This window comes from Streptomyces sp. NTD107, from assembly GCF_059510435.1.
In genome coordinates this window covers 689,990-714,853 of sequence record NZ_JCAJZV010000001.1, presented here as the reverse complement: position 1 = coordinate 714,853, position 24,864 = coordinate 689,990, and the positions used below count along the sequence as shown (strand labels likewise).

Sequence of the window (24,864 nt, the reverse complement as noted above, 5' to 3'; positions counted from 1 at the left end):
GGGCCGGGGCAACGCGCGGGCCGGTCAGTTCGGGCAGCCCTTGGCGTCGTGCCGGCACAGCGAGCCGATGGTGTAGCTGCCGGCGAGGTTGCCCTTGTTGCCGCTGAGCGTGCTGCCGAGCCGGTTCTTGTAGTTCTTGTCCAGGTAGTAGTGGTAGCGGTGACTGGTGCGGTTGTAGACGGACTTGGCTGTCGTCCCGTCCTTCATCCAGCTGCACTGGGGCCGGGTGTCCGGGTTGAGTGCCGAGCTCCACTGGCACTTGCTGCCCTGTCCATCGGCCTTGGAGTAGAAGCAGATGTAGCCGCTGTCACAGCTGTAGGCCAGTGCCCCGACGTCGCTGAAGCCGATCGCCTCGCCCGGGGCCACCGAGATGCCGCTCCCGGCGGTCGGCGTCGCTTCCGTCGCGGCCCCGGCCGGGGCAACTCCCGCACCCAGCAGGCCGCCCAGTGCCAGTGCCGTGGTGGCCGCCGTCATGACGAGCCTCTTGCGCAGTCGCATGCCGTCCCCCTCGTGTCGTCCGAGATTGTCTGCACCCCTACGCTGCCCGCCGCACCGCCGGCGCGCCGCTCGTTTCAGCCCTGCGTGAATGCTGACTGGCGCCGCCGTCGGTGTGGTAGGGAAGAAGGGCATAAACGGGGGAACGTACGGTATGGGCAGCGGGGGGGACCACGTGCTCCGTATTCATTTCACGGCGGATGATCTCGGGCGTACCCGGATGGCGGCGGGGCCGCTGCCGATGTGGGAGACCGTGCTGAGCCTGCACCGGCTGCAACGCCGGGACGGCGGGCTCTTGTTGCAGCAGTGGCGGCGGGCGGTGTGCGCCCGGCTGCCCCGGGCGTGGGAGCCGCTCGCCGCGCTGGTGCCGCCACGGGGATACTTTCCCGACTTCCTCACTCCGCCGCATGCTTGTCTGGACGAGGCGCTGGATCGGGTCCTGAGTACGCCACGGGCCGAGCTGGGCCGGGACATGGCCGCGCTGGCGCAGGACCGCGCGCCCTCGTCGTGGATCAGGGAGCTGGGCCGGGGCCGGGTGCCCGCGCTGAGCGCCCTCAAGGCGGCGTTGACGGCGTATCACCGGGTGGCCGTTCAGCCGTACTGGGAGGCGATCTCGGGCCAGGCGCAGCACAGCAGGGCGCGGGCCGCCGACCGGGTGCTCAGCGAGGGCAGCACGGCGATGCTGGCCTCCTTGCCGCTGTCGATGCGCTGGCGGGGGCGGGTGCTGGAGGCCGAGTACCCGGTGGAGCGGGATCTCCATCTCGAAGGCCGGGGGCTGCTGCTGGCCCCGTCGTTCTTCTGCCATCGGACGGGGGTGACGCTGGTGCACAACGACGACACACCCGTGCTCGTCCATCCGGTGGAGCACCGGATTCCCGACGACGGCCGGCAGCAGGCTCCCGCCGATCGCAGGCTGGCGCTGGCCGCGCTGCTCGGGCATGCCCGGGCGGCCGTCCTCGAAGCCCTTCAGTCCAGTGGCACCACCAGCGAACTCGCCTGCCGGGCCGGGGTGCTGGCCTCCTCGGCGAGCCAGCACGCGGCGGTGCTGCGCAACGCGGGTCTGGTGCGCAGCGTCCGCAGCGGCAGGACGGTGACGCACTCGCTGACCCCGATGGGGGTCACGCTGCTGCGCTGCGGGACGGTCCCGCCGCTGACGGCCATGGGGGGCCGCTTCGGCTCCGAGGACCCGGGGGCCGCGTCTTAACCAGCGCTTAAGCGCGGCTGAGCCGACGCTGATCACCGGGGCGTTCCGGCCGGGACAGCCGCCGGGGAGCAGCGGGTGGGAACCGCCCTCCACCTGCGGCTGGACCCGGCGTCCTGGGGGTGGGGTGTGGTTCCGGGGCGGAAGAGGCTCCGTTGACAGGTGGTCAGGCCGCCTCCTAGCTTCGCGAGGGCCGGAAGCGCTTTTCCGGTGGTGCCCGTGTTCCCCCACGTTTTGAGGTAGCAGATGAGCCAGCATCGCGTGAGCCGACGACGACGCCGGATCGCACTGACGGCCGCGGCAGCGGCTACGGCGGCAGCCGTCACCGGCGCCCTGGTGATCCCCTCCGCCGGAGCCGCCGAGGTCCCGGTCGGCAGCGGCAGCTACTCCGACACCCGCCCGGCCGGCGCCCAGGGTCCCACCGACAACATGGGCACCCCGGTGCTGCCGCAGGTCACCGACGCGGTCGCCGGGCAGCCGGTGCCCACCAACAAATGGTGGTCCTCGCTCGTCTTCAAGCGCTACCCCGACAACCCGTACTCCCAGCCGATGTACGGGCATCCCCTCACCTACCAGGCCGTTGCGCAGGGTCTCCAGGTCGGCTACCCGACCGGCCACGCCATCGTCGGTGAGGGGCGGCAGTACGAGTACCCGCACACCGCCGATCTGACCCTGAGCGTCGCCGGCCTCAACTCGCCCGATGTGAAGGCGGACGGCTGGTCCGACTGGACCGTCACCCCCTACTGGGGCGACGGCGACCGCGAACTGCGGGCCACCATCGGCCACGGTCTGCCGTATGTGTACGCGGAGGCGAACGGCGGGGACGCGGAGATCATCACCAACGGCACCCCGGAGGTCTTCGCCGACGACGGCAACGTCCTCGGGGTGACCGTCGCCGGCCACCACTACGCGCTGTTCGCGCCCAGCGGCAGCGACTGGAATGTCTCCGGCACCTCGGTGACGGCGGCGCTCGGCGGCAGCGACTACTACTCGGTCGCGCTGCTGCCCGAGCGGGAGGCGCTGGACACCTACAGTCAGTACGCCTTCAGCTTTGTCACCGGCTCCGAGGTGTCCTGGAACTACGACCCGGCGGCCGGGGAGGTCAGCGCCACCTACACCCTGGAGACGGAGGCCCGCGAGGGTTCGGAGACCGGGACCCTCCAGGCGCTCTACCGCCACCAGTGGCTGCACACCGACGACGCGCTGCTCGACCATGAGTACGTCTCGCCGCGCGGCGCGTTGAAGGTCCGCGAAGGCAACTCCTTCACCACCACCCAGTCGGTGCCCGGGGTGCTGCCGGTGCTGCCGGAGAGCGACGGCATCGACGAGGGCCGTCTCGGCGGCTACCTCGCCGATGTCCTGGGCTCGGCCGATCCCTTCGAGGGCGCCACCGACACCTACTGGACCGGCAAGCAGCTCGGCAAGCTCGCCCAGCTCACCACGATCGCCGACCAGGCCGGCGACGACGCCTCCCGCGACCGGCTGCTGACGCTGATCAAGGACCGGCTCCAGGAGTGGTTCACGGTGGGCGGCCCGGCGGAGTTCTCCTACGACTCCGACTGGTCGACCCTCACCGGGTATCCGGCGTCCTACGGCAGCGACACCGAGCTGAACGACCACCACTTCCACTACAGCTACTTCGTGATGGCCGCCGCGATCGTCGCGCAGTTCGACCCCGAGTGGGCCGAGCAGTCCGCGTGGGGCGGCATGGTGAACGAGCTGATCCGCGACACCGCCAACCCGGCGCGTGACGACGACCGTTACCCGTTCCTGCGGGGCTTCGACCCGTACGCGGGCCACAGCTGGGCCTCCGGCCACCAGGGCTTCGCCGCCGGCAACAACCAGGAGTCGTCCTCGGAGTCGATCAACCTCAGCGTCGGCCTCATCCTGTGGGGTTCGGCCACCGGTGACGACCAGCTGCGTGATCTGGGCGTCTTCCTGCTGACCACCGAGGCCGAGTCGATCCGCCAGTACTGGTTCGACGCCGACCAGGCGGTCTACCCCGACGACTACACCCACCCGATCGTCGGCATGGTCTGGGGCTCCGGCGCCGCCTACGCCACCTGGTGGACCGCCAACCCGGAGGAGATCCACGGCATCAACGTGCTGCCCGTCACCGGTGGTTCACTGCATCTGGCCGCCGACCCGCAGGCCGTGCACCGTAATCTGGAGCACCTGGTCGAGCAGAACGGCGGGCCGTTCGAGGAGTGGCGCGACCTGCTGTGGGAGTTCCAGGCCCTCGCCGACCCCGAGACCGCCAAGGCTTCCTACGACGCCGACGGTGACGCGTACGAGCCGGAGGCCGGCGAGACCCGCGCCCACACCTACCACTGGATCAACACCCTGGCCACGGTGGGCACGGTCAACCTCGGTGTGACGGCCGACATCCCGACCGCCGCAGTCTTCGAGAAGGACGGTGTACGCACCTACACGGCGCACAACTACGCCGGCGCGGAGCGGACGGTGACCTTCTCCGACGGCACCACACTGACGGTCCCGGCCCGCGCCTCCGCCACCTCGACCGGCTGACGTCACCCGACCGCCGCCGTCGGCCGGCCCCGCCACGGGGCCGGCCGACGGCGTTCTCCTTCCGGTCCGTGGCCCACGGGCCGCTCACAGCGGAGCGCCCGGCGGGATCCACGGCGGCGCGGGCAGCGGGGAGTTGTCGGCGGCGGCCGGGTGCTGGTCCCGGACGGCGTTCCGTACGACCTCGTGGGTGCTCTCGTCGGCGAGCAGGGCGCGCAGTCCCCGGTGGACCACGCCGGCCGCCGTCTCCAGCAGTGCCCGGGTGACGCCGTCGGCCGGGGCGTGGGCCGCCGGAGCGATCGCCGCCAGCAGGGCGGCGACCACATCGGTGGGGGCGGGGAGTTCCGGGTCGACGGCGTGCTGCCAGGCCAGCCGGTTCAGCAGGGACGGCTTGAGCAGTTCACCGGTGACCAGGGCGGCGGCGGCCTCCGCCGCCGTGAGGGGGTCGAAGACCCGCCCGGCCCGGCCCCGCAGCGCCTCGGGGTCGCGGTCGTAGCGGATGGCCGGGGGTGTGAGGGTGGTCAGCACGGCGGGCGGCAGCGCGAGCACGGCGGGGTCCAGCAGTTGGGCGGTGCGGCGCAGGGCGCGCCACTGGTCGGCGGCGGGGACGGGGGTGGTGCCGGCCGCGCCGTCGTCGCCGGCCTGCGCGTAGTCGTACCGTACGCCGGCCACCAGGCGGGCCACGGCGGTCAGCTGGTGGCGGTGGTAGAGGTGGAGGAGGATCGCGCGGTCCTCCAGTTCGCCGGTCTGCCGGTCCGGGGGCAGCACCGCGCGGGAGAAGCCGGCGAGGGCTACCCGGCGTACCTCCAGGGTCTGGTCGAGCGCGGCGAACGGGTCGGGGACCGGCACCGTCCACGGCACGGCGTCGGCGTGGGCGGCATCGGGGCCGTTCGCGTCCTCGTCGGCCGTGTACAGCAGGCCCCGGTCGGTGGCCGCGCGGCGCAGCCGGGCCAGGGCGGTGGGGGTGTCCTCACCGGGGAATCGTCCGTAGGCGTGGGCGACCAGGTGGTGGTCCCACGGGCCGAGGCCCCCGCTGTAGGCGCGGGTGGTGTCCAGCCGGCCGTCGGGGGTGACGGTGAGGTGCGGGTGGGGGTAGTCCATGACGGACGGTCGGGGATGGTGGTGGCTGGCGAAGTTGTGCATGAAGCCGAGGGCGTGGCCGATCTCGTGGGCGGCCAGGTGCCGGATGCGGCGCAGTACGAGGTCTTCGACGGCGGCCAGCCGTGCTGCCTCGTCGGGCTGTCCGTAGGGGGCGAGGAGGGCTTCGGCGAGCGCGGTGACCTGGGCGACGCGCTGGGAGCCGAGCCGGACCCGGCCGTGCAGGACCTCGCCGGTGCGCGGGTCGGAGAGGGTCTGGCCGTAGGACCAGCCGCGGCCGTCGCGGTGGACCCACCAGACGGTGCTGTGCGCGGGGTCGCTCAGGTCGAGGTCGGGCGGGGCGGTTTCGACCCGGAAGGCTCCGGGGAGGCCGGCGGCTTCGAAGGCTTCCTGCCACCAGTTTCCGCCCTCGACGACGGCGGAGCGCAGCGGCTCGGGGATGGCCGGGTCGACCAGGAAGACCACCGGGCGGGGGGTGCCGTCGGGTTCGGCCAGCCGGAACCGGGGCTGGAGGCGCACCACCGTGCCGGGCACGGGCAGGCTGTGGTCGCGGGGGCCCATGCCGTATCCGCCGGATGCCGGGTGGTACGGGCGGGCCGGCAGCGAGGTGGCGGGCAGCGGCAGCAGTTCCAGGTGCTGGACCAGGGTGAGGGCGTCGGGCAGGGGGGCGAGGGAGCGTACGGCCTCGCCGGTGGCCCGGCCGCGCAGGGTGAGCAGGGCGGGCAGCCGGACGCCGTGCGGGCCGCCGGAGGCGTCCTGGGGCCGGGCGAGGCTGGTGGCGGGGTCCACGGTGTAGTCGCCCTGGTCGCGTTCGCGCAGATGGGCGGCGATGCCGTGGAGGTCGGTGAGGGCGAGTGCGGTGATGTCGACGACGGCCGCCGGGCCTTCCTCGCGCAGAATCCGGCCACTCCACAGTACGGAGCCGGCGAAGGCTTCGCGGCCGGCCCGGGTGGCGGGCGCGTCGCCGCCGGCGCGGTGGTGCTTGTTGTGGACCAGGAGCAGTACCCGGTCACCGGAGCGCCGGAACTCGGCGACGTGGTCGGGGCCGGCCTTGCCGCGGTCCAGGGCCAGGGCGCTCGATCCCAGTCCGTGCGAGAGGGAGGCGGTGAGCAGGAAGGGGGTGTCGAACTCGGCTATGGCGAGGAGGAGTTCGCCGTCGGTGCGGCCCGGCAGCAGGCGCCAGCGGGGGGCGGGGTCCGGGGTGGGTATCGGGGTGGTCATGCGGTGGGGCCTGTCCTGTTGGCGGGGATCTCGTAGGCGAGCCGGAAGCGTTCGCCCGGGACGACCAGGTCGGCGGTTTCCAGGGCCAGCGCGTCCGCGTAGTAGGTGCGTTCGATGGCGGCCACGGCGGCGCCGGGGGTGAGGTCCAGGGCGATGGCCTCCTCGCGGGTGCACGGGCGGGCGGTGACGGTCTCGGTGGAGTGTGTCACCCGGATGCCGATGTATCCCATGCGGGCCACCACGCTCTCGCCCGCCATCGGGCCCGCGCCGGGGAGCGATACGGGGGTGCCGCCGGTGATCTCCAGCGGCTCCCAGCTGACGCAGACCATGGCGGGGAGGTCGTCGCGGCTGAGCCGGTAGCGGCTGCACACCACCTGTGCCCCGGGGTCGAGGCCGAGCCGGGCGGCGATGGCGGGGGCGGCCGGCTCGGTGGTCGAGGTGGGGGTGCTGCGGACGGTCCGGCCCGCGTCCCCGTCCCCGTCCTCCGCCCCGCCCTCGGCCGGGCCGGAGACCGCGAGGGTGCCCAGCAGCCGTTCCCTGGTCCAGGAGCGTGCCATGGTCCCGGTGGAGGGTTGTTCCCGCAGATAGCTGCCCCGGCCGGCGCGGCCTTTGACGGTGCCCTCGGCGGCCAGCAGGCGGACGGCCGCGGCGGCGGTGTTCGAGCCGACGCCGTACTGGCGGGAGAGTTCCGCGCGGGAGGGCAGTCGTCGGCCGTCGGCGAATTCGCCGGCCGCGATGCGCTGCCGCAGTTGGTCCGCCACCCTGCGATAGGCCGGAACCGGCATCACGCGTCTCACCTTCTGGACATCGTCTCGATATTCGAGACACCGTTGGAGCAAAATCGACGGTCCATCGGAGGCTATCGGACGCGACGGCCGAAAAGCAGGGGCCAGCCTGATGCATCAGGTGGCACCGAAAGTCCCCTTTTCCGGTGCCGCGACCCGGGGACCCGGCCACCTGATGCATCAGGACGGCCCGGCCGCAGGACGGCGGCAAGCCCCCGTACCAGCCCGGCGCGGGCATCGTTTCCGCCGGTCAGGGCTTTACGGTGAGGGCCGGAGCGGGCTACTTTGCTCAGGCGGCACACACGTGGCGGACGAGCGGGACGCATCTCGCCCCGCGGTGTCTCATTTCATCGGTCAGCATGCGGACGAATTCTCGCGGAAGGAGGACGGACATGGTCAGTGGGCCGCCCCCGGGCTTCCGTCGCTCCTGTCCCGGCGGCTCCTGTAGCCCGACGTCCGGTCTCCGCTCCCCCGTGAGCGCGGCGGCACACCGCCGCTGACGGCCGGACGTCGTCCCCGGGACGCCCACCGCGTCCGTCCCTCCCCCGCTCGTCACCCCATCCGGAGCCCCGTCATGCCCACTCGCCCACGCCGTCCGCTGGCCCTCACCACCGCCGCCGCCCTCACCGCCGTACTGGCCGCCTCCTGCGCCTCGCCGGACACCGCGGCCAAGGACGGTGACACCACCACCATCACGTTCATGGGCTTCTACGGAACCTTCCAGGACGAGTTCACCGAGCACGTCATCAAGCCCTTCGAGAACGCCAACCCCGGCATCAAGGTCACCTACGTACCGATCCAGAACTCCGCCGAGGTGCTGGCCAAGCTGCGGGCCAGCACCTCGCGCCCGGCCGCCGACGTCGCGCTGATGGACAGCTCGGTGGCCCCGACCGCCAACGAGGAGGGGCTGTTCGCCCGCCTCGACCCGGAGCTGGTGCCCAACCTCGACCGGCTGGTCGACAGCGCCCGCAGCAAGGACGGCTTCGGACCCGGCCTGACCCTGGACAGCCTGTCGATCCTCTACAACACCGAGAACATCGACACGGCGCCCACCAGCTGGAACGACCTGTGGAACGAGGAGTACCGCGGCAAGCTCGCCATGCCGATCGCCGACACCCGCGGCGTGGCGCTGATCATCGCGCTCTCCCACCTCCTGGGCACCGACTACCAGCAGGACATCGACCCCGCCATCGACCGGCTCAAGGAGCTGGCACCGGGCGTGGAGACCTGGCAGCCCGCACCCGACGTCTACACCGCCGTGCAGTCCGGTGAGGCCGGGGTAGCGGTCGGCTGGAACGCCCGTGGCCAGTACTACAAGGACACCTCGGGCGGGGTCGTCGAGCCGGTGCTGCCCCAGGAGGGCACGGTGACCCAGATCAACACCATCAACCTGGTCAACAACACCCCCCGCGCCGAGGCCGCGCAGAAGTTCATCGACTACGCGATCGGCGCCGAGGCCCAGAAGGCGTTCGACGAGGCCGCCTACTACGCCCCCGTGAACCAGGACGTCGAACTCGCCCCCGAGGTACGGGAGCGCACCACCGCCTCCGACGAGCAGCAGGCCAAGCAGATCCCCGTCGACTGGAGCTGGCTGACCACCCGCTACACCTCCTGGGTCGACCGCATCAAGCAGGAGGTCATCGGTGGCTGACCGGGGGCCGGCGGTCGCGGACCGGACGGCGGGGGCGGCGGCCCCCGCCCCCGGGGACGGCTATCTGCGGCTGGACGGGATCACCAAGGTCTTCCCCGGCAGAAGCGGTAGTACGGCGGGCGCCGCCGTGGCCGGCGTGGACCTGACCGTCGAGCACGGCGAACTGCTCGCCGTGCTCGGCCCCTCCGGCTGCGGCAAGTCCACCACGCTGCGGATGATCGCCGGACTGATCGAACCGAGCGCCGGCACCATCGCGGTCGGCGGGCGCGACATCACCCGGCTGCCGGCCCACCGCCGGGACATGGGCGTGGTCTTCCAGTCGTACGCGCTCTTCCCGCACCTGGATGTCGCCCGCAACGTGGCCTTCGGCCTGGAGATGCGCAAGACCGGCAAGAGCGAGGTACGCGAGCGGGTCGCCCGCGCGCTGGACCTGGTGCGGCTGGGTCATCTCGGCGACCGCCGGGTCTCCCAGCTCTCCGGCGGCCAGCAGCAGCGCGTCGCCCTGGCCAGAGCCCTGGTCATCGAGCCGGACGTCCTGCTGCTCGACGAGCCGCTGTCCAACCTGGACGCCCAACTGCGCGGTGTGATGCGGGACGAGATCCGCCGGATCCACCAGGAGACCCGGATCACCACGGTGTTCGTCACCCACGACCAGCGCGAGGCACTGTCCATGGCGGACCGGGTCGCCGTGATGAACGCCGGCCGGATCGAGCAGCTGGGCACCCCCGAGGACGTCTACGAGCGGCCCTCGGGACGGTTCACCGCCGCATTCGTCGGCCGCGCCAACCTGGTGACCGGTACGGTCACCGGCCGGGGCCCCGGCGGTGCCGAGGTCGCCGTGCCCGGCCTCGGCACCGTCCGGGCCACCGGCGGCGCGGCGCCGGAGCACGGCAGCGCCACCGTGATGCTGCGCCCGCACCGGATCACGCTCCGCTCCGCCGGGACGGGCAGCGACGGCGGCCCGCGCGGGACGGTGCTGTCGGCCGGCTACAGCGGAGAGGTCATCGCCTACCGGATACGTACCGCTGACGGCGGCCCCGAGCTGGAGGTGGAGCGCCCGGCCGGCACCGGCGAGACCTTCGGCCCGGGCACCGAGGTCGTCATCGGCTGGGACGCCGCCGCGCCCCGGCTGGTGGCCGACCGGGCCGAGGACACCGCGTGACGACGGCCACCACCGCAACCACGCCACCGGCCCCGGCACCGGCCCGGGCCAGGCGGTTCCGCCCGGCCCTGTGGCTGCTGGCGCCCGGCGCCCTCGCGCTGCTGCTGACGTACGCCCTGCCGCTGGTGTGGGTGGTGCGCATGGCGCTGAACCGGCCGCTGGACGGCGGCGCGATCCTCCAGACCGTCACCCTGTCCACCTTCACGGACGTACTGTCCAGCGCCCACTACTGGAACGTCATCGGCCAGACCGTGCGACTGGGCGTGCTCACCACCGTCTTCACCCTGCTGCTGGCCTATCCGGTGGCGCTCTTCCTGGCCCGCACCACCAGCCGCTGGCGGAGTGTGCTGTTCGCCCTGGCCGTGGCGCCGCTGCTGATCTCCTCGGTGGCCCGTACCTTCGGCTGGATGGCGATCCTCGGCAACCAGGGCGTCATCAACAAGACGCTGCTGGCCATCGGGGTGATCGATGACCCGGTGCGGCTCGCCAACAACATGACGGGGGTGGTGATCGCCTCCACCGAGATCTACCTGCCGTTCGCGATCCTGGCGATGCTCGCCGGGTTCGGCCGGCTCGATCCCGAACTGGAGCGCGCCGCCGCCTCACTCGGCGCGGGCCGCCTGTCGGTGCTGCGCCGGGTGGTGCTGCCGCTGACCGCGCCCGGGGTCATCACCGCCTCGCTGCTGGTCTTCGTGCTCAGTCTCAGCGGGTACGTCACCCCCCGGCTGATCGGCGGCGGCCGGGTCTTCGTGCTGGCCACCGAGATCTACGACGAGGCGATGAACTCCCTCAACTGGCCGGTGGCCGCGGTGCTGTCCGTGGTGCTGCTGGTGCTGTTCGGGGTGGTCGTCGCCCTCCATCTGTGGGCGCAGCGCGCGCTGGAGGCCAGGATCACCGGCCGGGCGGGGGGAGCGTCATGAAGGCCGGCCTCGCGGCCCGGATCGGCTGGGCCGTCCTGCTGACGGTGCTGTATCTGTTTCTGCTCGCGCCGGTGATCATCGTCTTCATCGAGTCGTTCGACACCAGCACCTATCTGCGGTTCCCGCCGGAGGGGTTCAGTCTCGAACCGTACCGGCAGGTGTTCGCCAACCCGGACTTCCAGGACGGGCTCAAGGTCAGCGCGGTGACCGCCGCGACGACCACGCTGCTGGCGCTGGTCTGCGGCGTCCCGGCGTCGCTGGCGCTGTCGAGGCTGCGCTTTCGCGGGCGGGGCGCGGTGGAGGCGGCGTTCCTGTCGCCGCTGCTGGTGCCGAACATCGTGCTGGGCCTGGCGCTGCTGATCCTGTTCGCGCCGATTCCGCTGACCGACACGTACTGGGGGCTGATCCTGGCGCATCTGGGCGTCACCATCCCGTATGTGGTGCGTACCGTGTCGGCGGCACTGGCCGGTGCCGACCCCCGGGCGGAGGAGGCGGCCCGTACGCTCGGCGCCGGTCCGTTCACCGTCTTCCGCCGGGTCACCCTGCCGGCCATCCGTCCCGGGCTGTTCTCCGGCGGGATCATCGCCTTTCTGCTCTCCTTCGACGAGACGGTGATCTCGCTGTTCGTCTCCGGCCACACCGTGCGGCCGTTGCCGGTCGCGGTGCTCCAGTACGTCGAGTACCGCAGCGATCCGTCCATCGCGGCGCTGTCGGTGTGCCTGGTCCTGCTGTCCGTCGTGGCCGTCGTGCTCGTGGAGCGCGGCCTGGGGCTGCGCCAGAGCCTGCGTTCGTAACCCCCCAACCCCACCCCCTGGAGTCTCCGTGTCCACCGCGCCCGCCCCGGCCTTCGACCCGGCCGCACTGCACCGTGCCAGCGTGGTCTTCAACGCCCTGGACTGCACCCCGCTGAACTGGGCCGATGAGATCTATCTCGGCAAGCTGGCCGCCTCCGGTGTCACCGCCGTCAACCACGCGGTGTCCATCTCCCAGGACTACGACGGCGCGGCGGCCGGGATCACCGGCTGGCAGCGGCGGCTGGCGCAGACCGGCGGGCGGGTCTTCCAGGCGCGCGATCTCGCCGATGTGGACCGGGCGCACGCCGAGGGAACGGTGGCGTGGTTCGCCGGGTTCGAGGACAGCAAGCCGGTCGGTGAGGATCTGTGGCGGCTGCACGCCCTGTACCAGATGGGCCTGCGCTTCATGGGCCTCACCTACCAGAACCGCAACTACGCGGCCGACGGCAGCGGGGAGAGCGCGAACGGCGGGCTGAGCCGGTTCGGGCGGGCGCTGGTGAAGGAGTGCAACGAGCTGGGGGTCGCCCTCGATCTGTCGCACACCGGTGAGCGCTCCACGCTGGAGACCATCGAGGCGTCGAGCAAGCCGGTGCTGGTGACACATGCCGGGCTCACCCGTTCGGTGGCCAGCCCGCGCAACAAGAGCGATCAGGTGGTGCGGGAACTCGCCGCGCGGGGCGGGGTGTTCGGGCTGGCCGCCAAGTCCGGCTTCCTGTCCCCCACCGGGCTCACCCGGGGCGCGGACCCGGAGGTGTTCGCCGACAACATCGACCACCTGGTGGAGCTGGCCGGGATCGAGCATGTCATCGTCGGCACCGATGTCGGGGACGAGCGCAAGTACTCCAAGGCCGGCATGGCGCGGGTACGGCGGCTGTACCCGGAGATCCCGATCGTCGGGGACGATCTCAATCTGGACCTCATCCACCCCGAGGGCATGGGTACCCCGGCCGATCTCCCGCGCATCACCGAGGTGCTGGCGCGGCGCGGCTACAGCGCCGCCGACATCACGGCGGTGCTGGGCGGCAATCTGCGGCGGGTGCTGGCGGAGATCTGGGACGTCCCGAGGTGAGCGGTGGCCGGGGCGTGGTCTCGGTGGCGGTGCTGGGCGCGGGGCCGCGCGGCCTGGCGGTGCTGGGCGCGCTGCTCGCCCACCTGGGCCCCGGCGGACCCTGGGCGGGGACCGGCGCCGACCTGCACGTCGTCGAGCCGGGTGAGCCGGGGGCGGGCCGGGTGTGGTCGCCCGGCCAGCCGGCCGCGCTGCTGATGAACACCCTGGCCGGGCACGCCACCGCGTTCCCGGACGCCTCGGTGCGGGTGGCGGGGCCGGTGCTGACCGGCCCCGGGCTGCTGGAGTGGTCGCGGGAGTACGCGCCGGGGCGGGAGCCGGTCCTGGCGCCGTGGGATCATCCGAGCCGGGCGCTGATGGGGCGTTATCTGACGTGGGCGTACGAGTGGCTGCTGGCGCGGGTGCCGGCCGGGGTCCGGGTGGTGCGGCACCGGACCCGGGCCACCGCGCTGGAGCGGGTGGCCGGCGGCGGGCTGCGGGTCCGGCTGGCGAGCGGTGGGCCGGCGCTGCGGGCCGATGCCGTGGTGCTGGCGACCGGGCACACCGACCAGGTGCCCGGCCGCGAGCAGCGCGAGTTGAGCGGCTTCGCCGGCCGGCACGGGCTGGTGCATCTGCCGCCGGGGTATCCCCACGAGGCCGCGCTGGACCGGCTGGAGCCGGGAACGGACGTACTCGTGCGGGGGCTGGCGCTGAACTTCTTCGACCAGGTCACCCTGCTCACCACCGGGCGCGGCGGGCGGTTCGCCGAGCGCCGGGACGGGACGCTGCGCTATCTGCCGTCGGGCAGGGAGCCCCGGCTGATCGCCGGCTCGGGGCGCGGCGTTCCGTACCTGGCCCGGGGTCAGGCGCCGGGGTCGATGCCCCGGGCCCACCGGCTGCGGCACTTCGACGACGCGCGGACGCGGCGGCTGACGGAGGGTGAGCCGGGCGGTGTCGACTTCCGTACCCAGGTGTGGCCGCTGATCGCGCGCGAGGCGGGAGCGGCGTGGTACGAGACGGCGCTGCGGCTGCGCCCGGGGATGTCGCGGCTGTCGCCGGAGCGGTTTGTGGCCCGGTACGGCGCGGTGGAGCACGGTTCGCCGCAGTGGGCCGAATTGCTGGCCGAGGCGTTCGCCGACCCGGCGGACCGCTTCGACCCGGCGGCGCTGGACCGTCCGCTGGACGGTGTGGTGTTCCCCGACCGTGCGGCGCTGGGTGAGTGGATGCGGGGATTCCTGCGCGCCGATCTGGCCGCCGCCCGGGACCCGGACCACAGCCCGCTCAAGGCCGCGGCGGCGGCCGTCGCCGCGACGAAGGGGCAGGTACGGAAGATCGCGGCGGCCGGGGTGCTGGGCCCGGGCGGGCAGCGGGAGCTGCGGTGGTTCCGGGCGTTCGGCGCGCATACGGCCAGTGGCCCGCCGGCTTCCCGGATCGCGGAACTTCTCGCGCTGGCGGAGGCCGGGGTCGTGGAGTTCGCGGGTGCGGGGCTGACCGTGGCCGGCGACCGTGCCGCGGGGCTGTTCAGCGGCCGGTCCGCGACGGTCGACGGGCCGCCGGTGCACGCCGGTGCGCTGCTGGACGCCTGGCTGCCCGGCCCGGATCTGGCCACCACCGGCAGCGCGCTGCTCCGCTCGCTGGTCTCCGGCGGCCTCGGCCGCGCTCATCGCCCCGGCGGGGTCCACCCGGCGGACCCGACCGGCGCGCTGGACGTGGATGGCGCCGCCTGCCGGGTCCGGGACGCGACCGGAGCACCGCAGCCCGACCTGTTCGCGTGCGGCATCCCGCTGGAAGGCGTCGAATGGAACACGGCGATCGGCGCCCGCGCCGACGGCAACGCCGCCCTCTTCCGCCAGGCGCACCGGACGGCCCACGCGGCACTCACGACGGCAATCGGCGCGGGGCACCCCCGCAGGGCGTGAAGCACCGGGCCGCGGCACGGCGTCGCGCCCCAGGCGGCACCGCGTACGGGCGCGCCCTGCGTCGGGCGGAGGGCATCGCCCGTGCGGCGCTCCGATGGCGGTGGCTGTGGTGATCAGTGGGGTTCGTCGGTGGGGAGGCCGGCCAGCAGGGCTCGGCGGCTGGCTCGTACGTGTTCGCGCATGACGTGTTCCGCGCTGTCGCCGTCCTTCTCCAGGATCAGCTCCAGGACGAGATGGTGCTCGCGGTCCGACTGCCGGGCCCGCCCGGGCTGGCTCAGGGAGGTGGTGACCAGCCGGGAGTACGCCAGCTGGTTCATCAGCATCCGGTAGTGCGCCTCCAGCTTGCTGTTGTCGGCCCCTGCGATGAGCAAGTCGTGGAACTCCTGCACCAGCACCGCGTACCGCTCCCGGTCATCCCGGGCCACCGCGTCGTCCGCCTCGCGCAGGTTCTGTTCCAGCAGGCCGATCTCCGCGACCCGGCCCCGCTGGGCGAGGAGCCGGGCCGCCGCTCCCTCCAGGAGTTGCTTCATCTCGAAGAGTTCGGTGATCTCCCGGCGGGACGGGGCGGTGACGAAGGTGCCGACCCGGGGCCGGATTTCGACCAGCCCCTCGGTCTGGAGCTGTTTGAGTGCTTCGCGCACCGGTGTGCGGCTGACGCCGAACTCGTCCGCCAGGGCGAGTTCGGCGAGCGGCGCTCCGGGCCTGATGTCGCCCCGGATGATGCGGCTGCGCATCTCGGCGATCACCCTGGCCTGCATCGACCCGTTCTTCGGTTCGCTCTGTCCGCGATGCACCGGTCCCGTCCTCCGTCTCCCGAGCCGCCCGCTGGTCATCCCAGCGGCGCGAGCGCGCCACCGTCGAAGAACTTACCCGCGCTGTAGACCATCGGTTGGTGCTCGGCGACCGTCGCGTGCACCACCCGGCAGATGAAGACGGTGTGGGTGCTGGCCTGGAGCCGTTCGCGGATCTCGACCTCCATCCGGGCGCTGCTGCGCGCGATGAGCGGGCTGCCGTACGGGCCGCTCTCCCATTCCAGGTTTCCGAACTTGTCGTCGGACTTGGCCGCGAAGGTGGCGACGACGTCGAGCTGTTCCGTGGAGAGGATGTTGATCGCGAGGTGATCGGCCCGGAACAGGCAGTCGTGGGTGGCGGAGGTGCGCTGGACGCACACCATCACGGTGGCGGGGTCGAGGGAGATGCTGGAGAACGCGTTGACCGCCAGCCCTTTGGGGGTGGTTCCGTCCATCGCGGTCACGACGGTGACTCCGGTGACGAACTGCCGGTTGACCTGCTTCATCACGTCGATGCCGGGCTGCTGGGCAACGGTGGTCATGGGGGTGCTCCTTGTCATCGTGGTCGTCAGTCCTGTCCCACCGGGATGATGCCGAGCGCCGAGAGCAGCGCCCGCGGGTCCCAGGTGACGTGCTCCTCGGTGATCCGGCCGGCCTCGAAGCGGGCGAAGGTGGCGCCCTCGACGTGGACCCGGCGTCGGGTGGCGGGGACGCCGAGGAACGGGTTGAGGTGGGTGCCGTCGCTGTGCCAGCGGATCGCCGCGCGGTCGCCGTCGATCACCAGGTCGTCGATGGTGGTGGTCAGGTCGGGGAAGGCCGCGCGGGTGGCGAGGATGGTGGCCTTGAGGGCGTCGCGGTCCTGTGGCCGCGGGTCGCGGCCGTACCGCAGGTAGGCCGGGCTCAGGAGCGTGTCGAGGGTGTCCACGTCTCCTCTCCCCCAGGCGGCGGCCCAGCTCTGTTCGATGAGCGCGCGGCGGGCGTCAGTGTGGGACATCGGTCTTCTCCTTCTTCTTTTCCTTCTTCTCGTGCTGTCGGTCCGCGTTCAGTTCCTTCCAGAAGGACACCGTCAGACCGGCGATGACCACGAGGAAGGGCAGGGACGTCACGATGACGGTGTTCTGGAGGGCGGTCAGTCCGCCGGCGAGCATGAGGGCGACGGCGGTGGCTCCGGTGATGACGCCCCACAGGATGAGGACCGGACGGCGCGGGGTGAGCGATCCGTCGGAGGTCATCATGCTCAGGACGTAGGTGTTGGAGTCCGCGCTGGTGATGAAGAACATCACGATCAGGATGACGGCGATCAGTGAGGTGGCGCCGGCGATCGGGAAGTGGTCGAGGGTGGCGAAGAACGCGCTGTTGAGGTCGGCCGCGGTCTGCCGGGCGATGTCGCCGCCCTCGAACAGGTCGATGTGCATGGCCGTGCCGCCGAAGACGGTGAACCAGGTGAAGAACGCCAGGCAGGGGACGACGAGTACGCCCATGATGAAGCCGCGGACGGTGCGGCCCCGGGAGATGCGGGCGAGGAAGATGCCGACGAAGGCTCCCCAGGAGACCCACCACGCCATCATGAAGTAGGTCCACAGCTGCATCCATTCGAGCCCGCCGAACGCCGTGCCCTGGAGGCTCATCCGCAGGAAGTCGTTGGCCCACTGGCCCACGGACTCGACGTACAGGTTGGCGATGAAGGTGGCGGGGCCGACGATCAGCATGAAGGCGATGAAGGCGATGGACAGCAGGGTGCTGCCCTGACTCAGGTACTTGATGCCCTTGTTGATCCCGGTCACCGCCGAGATGGTGAAGAGCGAGGTGACGGCGGCGATGATCACCACCTGGCTCGCCGAGTTGACCGGGATGCCGAAGAGGGTGCCCAGGCCGTTGTTGATCTGGAGGGCGCCGAGCCCCAGGGACGTCGTGGTGCCGAACAGCGTGGAGAAGACGGCGAGTATGTCGATCGCCTTGCCGATCGGCCCGTTCACGCGGTCGCCGAGCAGCGGGACGAAGAGTTGGCTGGGGAGGGTGCGGCGGCCCTTGCGGTGGGTGGAGTAGGCGATGGCGAGGCCGAAGACGGCGAAGATGGCCCAGGCGTGCAGGCCCCAGTCGAAGTAGGAGTACTGGAGGGCCCGCACCGCGGCGTCCGGGGTGTGGGGCTCGGCGAGGCCGTGCGGCGGGTTCGCGAGGTGGGAGATGGGTTCGGCGACGCCGTAGGAGATCAGTCCGATGCCCATGACCGTGGCGAGGAGCATCGCGAGCCAGGTCGGGGTGGAGAACTCGGGGCGGTCGGTGTCCTTGCCGAGCCGGATGTCGCCGGCCGGGCTGACGGCGAGGAACACCAGGAAGATCAGGATGGCGAGGGTGACCACCAGGTAGGTCCAGCCGAAGCCGGCGGTGACCCAGTCCAGCGAGGCGCTGGTGACCTTGTTGAGGTTCTCCGTGAAGAGCACCGCCCAGGCGACGAAGACGGTGGAGATGCCGATCGATGTCCAGAACACCGAGCCGAGCCCGCTGAGCGCCCCGCCGGCCTTGGCGGGTTCGGCGTCGGTTTCTCCCGGCGTTGTCCGGGGCGTTGGTTGCGCTCCCGTTCGAAGGCGACTGGACATGAAACTCCTTGAGTCCGCAGACAGCTTCGTCGCTGGCATGCAAGAAGCAGTAAGGCATGGCACAGTTTGAGCGTCAAGGGTCCGGTGCGAACCCATCGGGAACCGATCCGAGATTTCATTCAAATCAGCAGGTGGACGGTGACTTCTTAGGGACGGACCGCGGCTTGGCGGGGGTTCGGGGAAGTCCCGGGGCTCGACCTCTTGACCGAAACCAGTGAGGTGCCTATCGTCCTGTGGCATGCAAGAGCGCATCTCGGATCGTCCTGACGAACGCATCGGTCTCCGCAAGCTCGTGCTCTACCGCGATGTCGTCCTCACCGAGGCCGGCGCGGCGCCCGCGCGGCCGGCCCGGCGGGCCAGCGTCGCCGCTGTCATCCGCAACCCCTGGGTGGGCGCCGGTCCTGCGGCCGATCTCTCCGAGCAGCAGGGCCGTATCGCCCCGGTGCTCGCCAGACTGCTGACCGACCGTCTCATCGGCGCCCTGGGCCGGGTGGAGGAGATCGAAGCGTTCGGCAAGGCCGCCGTCGTCGGCACCGCGGGCGAGATCGAACACGCCGGTGCCCTCATCCACACCCCGTACTTCGGCAATCTGGTACGGGAGTTCCTCGGCGGCGAGTCGATCATCTGCTTCGCGGACTCCCGGGGCGAGGCCGGCGAGACGCTGACCGTCCCGCTCTGGCACAAGACCCACGCCGCGACCCGCAGCCACTACCAGACCATCAGCGCCCGGGTACCGGACGCCCCGCGGGCCGACGAACTCGTCGTCATCGCCGCCGCTTCGACGGGACCCCGCCCGCACCCCCGCATCGGGGACCGCACCACCGACCGCACCGTCACCGCCGACACCCTGGAGGCCACCCGCTCATGAACATCCGCAAGATCGTGACCGTCGTCGAGGAGATCCGAACCGAGGGCGGCCGGGAGGTCGGCCGCCCGGCCCGGGTCGCCGTCGTCGCCGCCGTGATCGAGAACCCGTGGGCCGGTCAGGGATTCGTCGAGGACCTGAACCCCGGCATCGACGCGCACGCCTCCGACCTCGGCGCGCTGCTGGCCCCCGCCGTGCTCGACGCGCTCGACGCCCCCGCCGAGGCGTACGGCAAGGCCGCCATCGTCGGCCTCGACGGCGAGATCGAGCACGGCTCGGCCCTGATCCACACGCTCAGGTTCGGCGACCACTTCCGCAAGGCCGCCGACGCCACCACGCTGCTGCCAGCGGTCGAGAAGCGCGGGCCGGCCGGCGTGCTCTTCGACATCCCGCTCAAGCACATCACCGACGCCACGATCCGTTCGCACCACCAGAGCGTCGAGGTGAGGATCACCGACGCCCCGCACCCGGGCGAGATCGTGGTCGCACTCGCCGCCGCCGCCCAGGGCCGGCCGCAGCAGCGCCTGGCGCCGCTGTCGACCGAGCAGTAGGCCCGCCGCCATGAGCAAGCCGACCGTCGTGCTGCTGCACGGCGTCGGGCTGGACCACACCATGTGGGAGCCCGCCGCCGCGCTCCTGTCCGACCGCTTCACCGTGCTCACCCCCGACCTGCCCGGCCACGGCACCCGCCCACCGGTCCACGACGGGGTGACCCTCACCGACCTGGCCGACGGGGTCGCCGGAGAGATCCCGGCAGGCTCGCATCTGGTCGGATTCTCGCTCGGCGCGCTGGTCGCCCAGCGACTGGCGCTCCGTCACCCCGGACGGGTGGCCACCCTGACCTCGGTCAGCTCGGTGTGCGAGCGCACCCCCCGGGAGCGGGCGTCGGTGCTGGAGCGGCTGGGCGCGGCGCGGGCCGACTTCGCGGCGAGCGCCGCCGCCTCCATCGAGCGGTGGTACGCCGGTACGGAGGTCGGCGCCGACCGGATCGCCCGCACCGAGGCCACCCTGCTCGCAGGCGACCTGGGGTCCTTTCTGGGCTGCTATCGGGTGTTCGCCACGGCGGACGCCGAACTCGCCCCGGAGCTGGGCGGCATCGCCGTGCCCGCGCTGGCCGTGACGGGCGAGCAGGACCCCGGCTCCACCCCCGAGATGACCCGCCGGCTCGCCTCCGCGCTGCCCGACTGCCGTGCGGTGATCGTCCCCCGGGCACGTCACATGCTGCCCGTCGAGCGCCCCGAGGCGTTCGTCGACGTCCTCACCTCGTTCATCGGAGAACGCGCACATGTCTGAACTCACCACGCTGGGGCACTTCATCGGCGGCGCACGGGTCGAGCCCGCGTCGGGCGAGTACTTCGAGAGCACCAACCCGGCCACCCGCGAGGTCCTGTACCGAGCGGCGCGCGGGAACGCCGTGGACATCGGGCGGGCGGTGGCCGCCGCGAAGGAGGCGTTCGAGGATCCGCGCTGGCGTGACCTCAGCCAGACCCGGCGGGGGCATCTGCTGCGCCGGCTCGGTGATCTGATCGCGGAGAACGCCGGGGATCTGGCCCGGATGGAGACGCGGGACAACGGCAAGCTGCTGCGCGAGATGCGCGGGCAGCTGGCCACCCTGCCGGAGTACTACCACTACTACGCCGGTCTGGCGGACAAGATTCACGGCGATGTCATCCCCACCTCCGACCGCCGGGTGCTGAACTACACTTCCCGGGAGCCACTGGGTGTCGTCGGGGCGATCACCCCGTGGAACTCCCCGCTGACACTGACCAGCAGCAAGCTGGCCCCGGCGCTGTGCGCCGGCAACACGGTGGTGATCAAGCCCTCGGAGTACACCTCGGCGACGGTGCTGCGGCTGGCCGAGCTGGCGGTCGAGGCCGGGTTCCCGCCGGGCGCGGTGAATGTCGTGACCGGGTTCGGTGCCGAGGCCGGGCAGGCGCTGGTCGATCACCGCGATCTCGCGAAGATCTCCTTCACCGGCAGTACCGGCACCGGGGCCAGGATCGCCGCGACGACGGCGAGCCGGTTCATCGGCTCGACGCTCGAACTCGGCGGCAAGTCACCCAACATCGTGTTCGAGGACGCGAACATCCACAACGCGGCGATGGGGGTGGTCGCCGGGATCTTCGCGGCGGCCGGTCAGACCTGCATCGCCGGCAGCCGGGTGTTCGCCCACCGGTCGGTCTACGACGAACTGCTGGAGCGGGTGAGCGAGCGGGCCGGGAGCATCCGGATCGGCGACCCGCTGGACGAGCGGACCGAGCTGGGTCCGCTGGCCTTCGCGGCGCAGCGGGACAAGGTGGCGGGCTATGTCGAGCTGGGACGCGGTGAGGGCGCCCGGGTGCTGACCGGTGGGCGCGCCACCGACGGCGGGCTCGGCGGCTACTTCTACGAGCCCACCATCCTCGTGGATGTGGACAACAGCATGCGGGTGGTGCGCGAGGAGATCTTCGGCCCGGTGCTGGCGATCATGCCGTTCGACTCCGAGGAGGAGGTCGTGCGGCTGGCGAACGACAGCGAGTACGGCCTGGCGGCCGGGGTCTGGACGACGAACCTGTCCCGGGCCCACCGGATGGCGGACCGGCTGGACGCGGGGACCGTGTGGGTCAACACCTATCGCGCCATGTCCCCGATGTCGCCGCGGCAGGGCTTCAAGACCAGCGGGGTCGGCGTGGAGCACGGCACCGAGACGGTCAAGGAGTACACCCGGCTCAAGAGTGTGTGGATCAACACGAGCGAGGAGCCGGTGGCCGACCCGTTCACGATGCGGAGCTGACGATGCCCCAGATCGACATCACCCTGGCCGAGGGCCGCACTCCGGCGCAGTTGCGGGAGCTGATCCACGAGGTGCACGCCGCGGTGCTGCGCACCGCGAGCACCCGGCCGGAGTACATCCGGGTGGTTCTCCACGAGGTTCCGCGTACGCACTGGGCCACCGGTGACGTCACCCTCGCCGAGATGGACGCGGCGGGGCGGGGTCCGGCCACCACAGCGACAGCGACAGCAGACGAGGAGCAGTGATGAGGTTTTCGTTGTTCGTGCACATGGAGCGCGAGAACGAGGAGGTCAGTCACCGGCAGTTGTTCGAGAACCTTTCCGAGCTGGCTCTCATGGCCGAGGCGGGCGGGTTCGGCACCGTGTGGATCGGTGAGCACCACGCGATGGAGTACACGATCTCGCCGAGTCCGATGCCGCTGCTGGCCCATCTGGCCGCGCGGACCTCCACCATCCGGCTGGGCGCGGGGACCATCATCGCCCCGTTCTGGCATCCGATCCGGGCCGCCGGTGAGTGCGCGCTGCTCGATGTGATCAGCAACGGCCGGATGGAGGTGGGGCTGGCCCGGGGCGCGTACCAGTTCGAGTTCGACCGGCTGGCGGGCGGGCTTTCGGCCCGGGACGGCGGGAAGCATCTGCGTGAGCTGGTGCCGGCCGTCCGGGCGCTGTGGCAGGGCGACTACGCGCACGACGGGGAGATCTGGCAGTTCCCCACCTCGACCAGCACCCCCAAACCGGTGCAGCAGCCGACACCGCCGATGTGGATCGCCGCCCGGGACCCCGATTCCCATGACTTCGCGGTGGCCCAGGGGTGCAATGTGATGGTCACTCCGCTGATGCAGGGGGATGAGGAAGTCGTCGATCTGAAGCGGAAGTTCGACACGGCGGTGGCCAACCACCCCGAGGTGCCGCGCCCTGATCTGATGGTGCTGCGCCACACCCATGTGCACGCGCCGGACGAGCCCGAGGGCTGGCGCCCGGCGGCGGAGGCGATCAACCGGTTCTACCGGAGCTTCGACGCCTGGTTCGGCAACCGGTCCACCCCGCGGAACGGGTTTCTGGCGCCCAGCCCGGAGTCGAAGTTCGACGGGCGGCCCGAGTTCGAGCCGGAGTCGCTGCACCGGACGGCGATGATCGGCACTCCGGCCGAGGTGATCGAGCGGCTGCGGGCGTACGAGGAACTGGGCGTCGACGAGTACAGCTTCTGGATCGACACCGGACTGTCGCACGAGGAGAAGCGCAGGTCCCTGGAGTTGTTCATCAAGGAGGTCGTGCCGGCCTTCTCCTGATGCGGCACCGTGCTGGTTCCGGTGGCCGGGGCCCCTTCCGCTGCGGCGGGACGGGGCCCTTCGACCTTTCACACCCTGCCTTTATAGTGAAACTTTTGAGCCATAACAGGGCCGCCGGTGGCTGGTTCTCCCACCTGCGTCTCTCCGCACTTTGCCCGGACAGTTCGCCATATTGCGCCGCCTTGCCGTGTGCGGATCATGTCAGGTTGCCTACAGCTCTCTTTCACTAAACATTGACTACCGCCGAGTAGCGGCTCAATGATGCTCCTGCGTGACCAGCCGTCACATCAGCATCAGGCGCACCGGTGAACCACGCCGGACCCCGGTCACGAAGCGGTCCCGCCGAGCGGGCGGGCCGAGCGCAGTCCCACATCTGCATCCAGCGGGGAGAACCACACATGTCCAACACGCACGTGCGCCACCGCACGCTGGCCCTCGCAGCCGCCACCGCGCTGCTCGCCGGCGTCATCGCCACCACCCCGGCCCTCGCCGCGGGGGACGACATTCCGCCCTCCGCCGCCGCCATCGCGGCCATCGACAAGGGCGGCGCCGGCCAGGGCGCGCCCGCCGAGTTCTCCACGCTGGCCGTCGGCCCCCAGATCACCCGCACCGAGGTGATCAACCGGGCGGCGAACTGGGTCGGCAGAGGACTCCAGTACAGCTGGACCAACACGTACCAGGGATACCGCACCGACTGCTCCGGCTATGTGTCGATGGCCTGGAAGCTCGGCACCCCTGGACTCGACACCACCAGCTTCGTCCCCAGGGGTTACGCCTCCTGGATCACCAAGGACGCTCTCAAGCCGGGCGACGCCCTGCTCAACGACGCGGCGGGCGCCAGCGGTCACATCGTCCTGTTCGCCGGCTGGACCGACGCGTCGAAGAGCTCCTACCGGGGGTACGAGTTCACCGGCAGCGGGGTGCACTACCGGACCATTCCGTACCCGTACTACTCCGGTTACGGCACCTTCAAGCCGGTCCGCAACAACAGCATCGTCGACGACGTCACCCCGCCGGCTCCCGTCGACCCGGGTCCGGACAATGTCGGGATCTACCGGCCCTCCACCAGCACCTTCCACCTGCGCAACGACGACGGCAGCCTCAAGACGATCAAGTGGGGCACCACCGGCGACATCCCGGTGTCGGGCAACTGGGACGGCGGCCACCTGGAGAACGTCGGCATCTACCGCCCCTCCACCAGCACCTTCCACCTGCGCAAGGACGACGGCGGCCTGATCGAACTCAAGTACGGCACCACCGGCGACATCCCCGTCTCGGCCAACTGGGACGGCGGGCACGCCGGCAACGTCGGCATCTACCGGCCCTCCACCGGAGAGTTCCACCTCCGCATGGACGACGGCAAGACCACCGTCATCAAGTACGGCACCACCGGCGACGTGCCGATCTCCGGGAACTGGGACGGCGGCCACGCCGACAACGTCGGCATCTACCGGCCCTCCACCAGCGAGTTCCACCTCCGCATGGACGACGGCAAGACCACCGTCATCAAGTACGGCACCACCGGCGACCGCCCCGTCTCCGCCAACTGGGACGGCGGCCACGCCGGCAACATCGGCATCTACCGCCCCTCCACCAGCGAGTTCCACCTCCGACTCGACGACGGCAAGACCAAGGTCATCAAGTGGGGCACCACCGGCGACATCCCCGTCGCCGGCAACTGGGACGCCAAGGGCTGACCCCCCGATCTCCCGGTGGCGTGGCCTCCCCCGCCA

Annotated in this window: 22 protein-coding genes; 15 read left to right on the top strand and 7 right to left on the bottom strand. The window is 71.5% G+C overall.

The genetic code is table 11. The features are described 5' to 3' along the window. Positions 1 to 24 precede the first annotated feature (24 nt). Positions 25 to 498: a peptidase inhibitor family I36 protein gene (locus AC5WRL_RS03155; RefSeq protein ID WP_496086680.1), complete on the bottom strand. Its 474-nt coding sequence runs from the start codon at positions 496 to 498 to the stop codon at positions 25 to 27. A gap of 172 nt (positions 499 to 670) precedes the next feature. Between AC5WRL_RS03155 and AC5WRL_RS03150 the strand changes: the two genes are divergently transcribed. Together AC5WRL_RS03150 and AC5WRL_RS03145 are read left to right on the top strand one after the other, a co-directional pair. Beyond that, the gene (locus AC5WRL_RS03150) at positions 671 to 1,699 is read left to right on the top strand and encodes an ArsR/SmtB family transcription factor (RefSeq protein WP_496086679.1); all 1,029 of its coding nucleotides are present in this window, start codon (positions 671 to 673) and stop codon (positions 1,697 to 1,699) included. Between the two features lie 243 nt (positions 1,700 to 1,942). Then, on the top strand, positions 1,943 to 4,225 hold the full coding sequence (locus AC5WRL_RS03145; protein ID WP_496086678.1) for a glycosyl hydrolase: 2,283 nt from the start codon (positions 1,943 to 1,945) through the stop codon (positions 4,223 to 4,225). A gap of 84 nt (positions 4,226 to 4,309) precedes the next feature. Here AC5WRL_RS03145 and AC5WRL_RS03140 read toward each other — a convergent pair whose 3' ends face one another. Together AC5WRL_RS03140 and AC5WRL_RS03135 are read right to left on the bottom strand one after the other, a co-directional pair. Next, complete coding sequence (locus AC5WRL_RS03140) at positions 4,310 to 6,541, bottom strand: zinc-dependent metalloprotease (protein ID WP_496086677.1); 2,232 nt, start codon at positions 6,539 to 6,541, stop codon at positions 4,310 to 4,312. Beyond that, a complete protein-coding gene (locus AC5WRL_RS03135) occupies positions 6,538 to 7,326 on the bottom strand; it encodes a GntR family transcriptional regulator (RefSeq protein WP_496086676.1) in 789 nt (262 codons plus the stop codon). Before AC5WRL_RS03135 ends, AC5WRL_RS03140 begins: the two co-directional genes overlap by 4 nt. Before the next feature lie 574 nt (positions 7,327 to 7,900). Between AC5WRL_RS03135 and AC5WRL_RS03130 the strand changes: the two genes are divergently transcribed. Genes AC5WRL_RS03130 through AC5WRL_RS03105 form a run of 6 tightly spaced genes read left to right on the top strand, consistent with a single transcriptional unit; the run spans position 7,901 to position 14,817 of the window. After that, positions 7,901 to 8,977 (top strand): ABC transporter substrate-binding protein, encoded by a 1,077-nt coding sequence (locus AC5WRL_RS03130; RefSeq protein ID WP_496086675.1) that lies wholly within the window; start codon positions 7,901 to 7,903, stop codon positions 8,975 to 8,977. After that, positions 8,970 to 10,139 carry an ABC transporter ATP-binding protein gene (locus AC5WRL_RS03125; RefSeq protein WP_496086674.1) on the top strand — a complete coding sequence of 390 codons (1,170 nt, stop codon included), beginning with the start codon at positions 8,970 to 8,972 and terminating at the stop codon, positions 10,137 to 10,139. Before AC5WRL_RS03130 ends, AC5WRL_RS03125 begins: the two co-directional genes overlap by 8 nt. Then, the gene (locus tag AC5WRL_RS03120) at positions 10,136 to 11,059 is read left to right on the top strand and encodes an ABC transporter permease (RefSeq protein ID WP_496086673.1); all 924 of its coding nucleotides are present in this window, start codon (positions 10,136 to 10,138) and stop codon (positions 11,057 to 11,059) included. Before AC5WRL_RS03125 ends, AC5WRL_RS03120 begins: the two co-directional genes overlap by 4 nt. Further along, positions 11,056 to 11,853: an ABC transporter permease gene (locus AC5WRL_RS03115; RefSeq protein WP_496086672.1), complete on the top strand. Its 798-nt coding sequence runs from the start codon at positions 11,056 to 11,058 to the stop codon at positions 11,851 to 11,853. Before AC5WRL_RS03120 ends, AC5WRL_RS03115 begins: the two co-directional genes overlap by 4 nt. Before the next feature lie 28 nt (positions 11,854 to 11,881). Next, positions 11,882 to 12,922: a dipeptidase gene (locus AC5WRL_RS03110; RefSeq protein ID WP_496086671.1), complete on the top strand. Its 1,041-nt coding sequence runs from the start codon at positions 11,882 to 11,884 to the stop codon at positions 12,920 to 12,922. Beyond that, positions 12,919 to 14,817, top strand: coding sequence for an FAD/NAD(P)-binding protein (locus AC5WRL_RS03105; protein WP_496086670.1), 1,899 nt, complete (start codon positions 12,919 to 12,921; stop codon positions 14,815 to 14,817). Before AC5WRL_RS03110 ends, AC5WRL_RS03105 begins: the two co-directional genes overlap by 4 nt. A 113-nt stretch (positions 14,818 to 14,930) precedes the next feature. Here the strand turns inward: AC5WRL_RS03105 and AC5WRL_RS03100 are convergent, their stop codons facing one another. Genes AC5WRL_RS03100 through AC5WRL_RS03085 form a run of 4 tightly spaced genes read right to left on the bottom strand, consistent with a single transcriptional unit; the run spans position 14,931 to position 18,205 of the window. After that, positions 14,931 to 15,611: a GntR family transcriptional regulator gene (locus AC5WRL_RS03100; protein ID WP_496086669.1), complete on the bottom strand. Its 681-nt coding sequence runs from the start codon at positions 15,609 to 15,611 to the stop codon at positions 14,931 to 14,933. Positions 15,612 to 15,646: 35 nt separating this feature from the next. Beyond that, a complete protein-coding gene (locus AC5WRL_RS03095; protein WP_496086668.1) occupies positions 15,647 to 16,150 on the bottom strand; it encodes a flavin reductase family protein in 504 nt (167 codons plus the stop codon). A gap of 26 nt (positions 16,151 to 16,176) precedes the next feature. Then, entirely contained in the window at positions 16,177 to 16,602 is a 426-nt protein-coding gene (locus AC5WRL_RS03090; RefSeq protein ID WP_496086667.1) for an ester cyclase, read from the bottom strand. Further along, the gene (locus tag AC5WRL_RS03085; protein ID WP_496086666.1) at positions 16,589 to 18,205 is read right to left on the bottom strand and encodes a BCCT family transporter; all 1,617 of its coding nucleotides are present in this window, start codon (positions 18,203 to 18,205) and stop codon (positions 16,589 to 16,591) included. Before AC5WRL_RS03085 ends, AC5WRL_RS03090 begins: the two co-directional genes overlap by 14 nt. Before the next feature lie 238 nt (positions 18,206 to 18,443). Between AC5WRL_RS03085 and AC5WRL_RS03080 the strand changes: the two genes are divergently transcribed. From AC5WRL_RS03080 to AC5WRL_RS03050, 7 genes are all read left to right on the top strand, one after another. Beyond that, positions 18,444 to 19,073, top strand: coding sequence for an amino acid synthesis family protein (locus tag AC5WRL_RS03080; RefSeq protein WP_496086665.1), 630 nt, complete (start codon positions 18,444 to 18,446; stop codon positions 19,071 to 19,073). Further along, positions 19,070 to 19,621 carry an amino acid synthesis family protein gene (locus AC5WRL_RS03075; RefSeq protein ID WP_496086664.1) on the top strand — a complete coding sequence of 184 codons (552 nt, stop codon included), beginning with the start codon at positions 19,070 to 19,072 and terminating at the stop codon, positions 19,619 to 19,621. The genes AC5WRL_RS03080 and AC5WRL_RS03075 overlap by 4 nt, the downstream gene beginning before the upstream one ends. Before the next feature lie 10 nt (positions 19,622 to 19,631). Beyond that, a complete protein-coding gene (locus AC5WRL_RS03070; protein ID WP_496086663.1) occupies positions 19,632 to 20,363 on the top strand; it encodes an alpha/beta fold hydrolase in 732 nt (243 codons plus the stop codon). Next, positions 20,356 to 21,843, top strand: a complete 1,488-nt coding sequence (locus tag AC5WRL_RS03065; protein ID WP_496086662.1) for an aldehyde dehydrogenase — start codon at positions 20,356 to 20,358, stop codon at positions 21,841 to 21,843. Before AC5WRL_RS03070 ends, AC5WRL_RS03065 begins: the two co-directional genes overlap by 8 nt. Before the next feature lie 2 nt (positions 21,844 to 21,845). Beyond that, positions 21,846 to 22,088, top strand: coding sequence for a tautomerase family protein (locus tag AC5WRL_RS03060; protein ID WP_496086661.1), 243 nt, complete (start codon positions 21,846 to 21,848; stop codon positions 22,086 to 22,088). Next, positions 22,088 to 23,131 carry an LLM class flavin-dependent oxidoreductase gene (locus tag AC5WRL_RS03055; RefSeq protein ID WP_496086660.1) on the top strand — a complete coding sequence of 348 codons (1,044 nt, stop codon included), beginning with the start codon at positions 22,088 to 22,090 and terminating at the stop codon, positions 23,129 to 23,131. Before AC5WRL_RS03060 ends, AC5WRL_RS03055 begins: the two co-directional genes overlap by 1 nt. 398 nt (positions 23,132 to 23,529) lie before the next feature. Beyond that, positions 23,530 to 24,828 carry an NlpC/P60 family protein gene (locus AC5WRL_RS03050; protein ID WP_496086659.1) on the top strand — a complete coding sequence of 433 codons (1,299 nt, stop codon included), beginning with the start codon at positions 23,530 to 23,532 and terminating at the stop codon, positions 24,826 to 24,828. The last annotated feature ends 36 nt before the right edge of the window (positions 24,829 to 24,864 follow it).

Coding starts and splice junctions, on each gene's coding strand:
- AC5WRL_RS03155 (WP_496086680.1), bottom strand. CDS start 498: ATGCGACTGCGCAAGAGGCTCGTCATGACGGCGGCCACCACGGCACTG.
- AC5WRL_RS03145 (WP_496086678.1), top strand. CDS start 1,943: ATGAGCCAGCATCGCGTGAGCCGACGACGACGCCGGATCGCACTGACG.
- AC5WRL_RS03140 (WP_496086677.1), bottom strand. CDS start 6,541: ATGACCACCCCGATACCCACCCCGGACCCCGCCCCCCGCTGGCGCCTG.
- AC5WRL_RS03135 (WP_496086676.1), bottom strand. CDS start 7,326: ATGCCGGTTCCGGCCTATCGCAGGGTGGCGGACCAACTGCGGCAGCGC.
- AC5WRL_RS03130 (WP_496086675.1), top strand. CDS start 7,901: ATGCCCACTCGCCCACGCCGTCCGCTGGCCCTCACCACCGCCGCCGCC.
- AC5WRL_RS03115 (WP_496086672.1), top strand. CDS start 11,056: ATGAAGGCCGGCCTCGCGGCCCGGATCGGCTGGGCCGTCCTGCTGACG.
- AC5WRL_RS03095 (WP_496086668.1), bottom strand. CDS start 16,150: ATGACCACCGTTGCCCAGCAGCCCGGCATCGACGTGATGAAGCAGGTC.
- AC5WRL_RS03090 (WP_496086667.1), bottom strand. CDS start 16,602: ATGTCCCACACTGACGCCCGCCGCGCGCTCATCGAACAGAGCTGGGCC.
- AC5WRL_RS03085 (WP_496086666.1), bottom strand. CDS start 18,205: ATGTCCAGTCGCCTTCGAACGGGAGCGCAACCAACGCCCCGGACAACG.
- AC5WRL_RS03080 (WP_496086665.1), top strand. CDS start 18,444: ATGCAAGAGCGCATCTCGGATCGTCCTGACGAACGCATCGGTCTCCGC.
- AC5WRL_RS03075 (WP_496086664.1), top strand. CDS start 19,070: ATGAACATCCGCAAGATCGTGACCGTCGTCGAGGAGATCCGAACCGAG.
- AC5WRL_RS03070 (WP_496086663.1), top strand. CDS start 19,632: ATGAGCAAGCCGACCGTCGTGCTGCTGCACGGCGTCGGGCTGGACCAC.
- AC5WRL_RS03065 (WP_496086662.1), top strand. CDS start 20,356: ATGTCTGAACTCACCACGCTGGGGCACTTCATCGGCGGCGCACGGGTC.
- AC5WRL_RS03060 (WP_496086661.1), top strand. CDS start 21,846: ATGCCCCAGATCGACATCACCCTGGCCGAGGGCCGCACTCCGGCGCAG.
- AC5WRL_RS03055 (WP_496086660.1), top strand. CDS start 22,088: ATGAGGTTTTCGTTGTTCGTGCACATGGAGCGCGAGAACGAGGAGGTC.
- AC5WRL_RS03050 (WP_496086659.1), top strand. CDS start 23,530: ATGTCCAACACGCACGTGCGCCACCGCACGCTGGCCCTCGCAGCCGCC.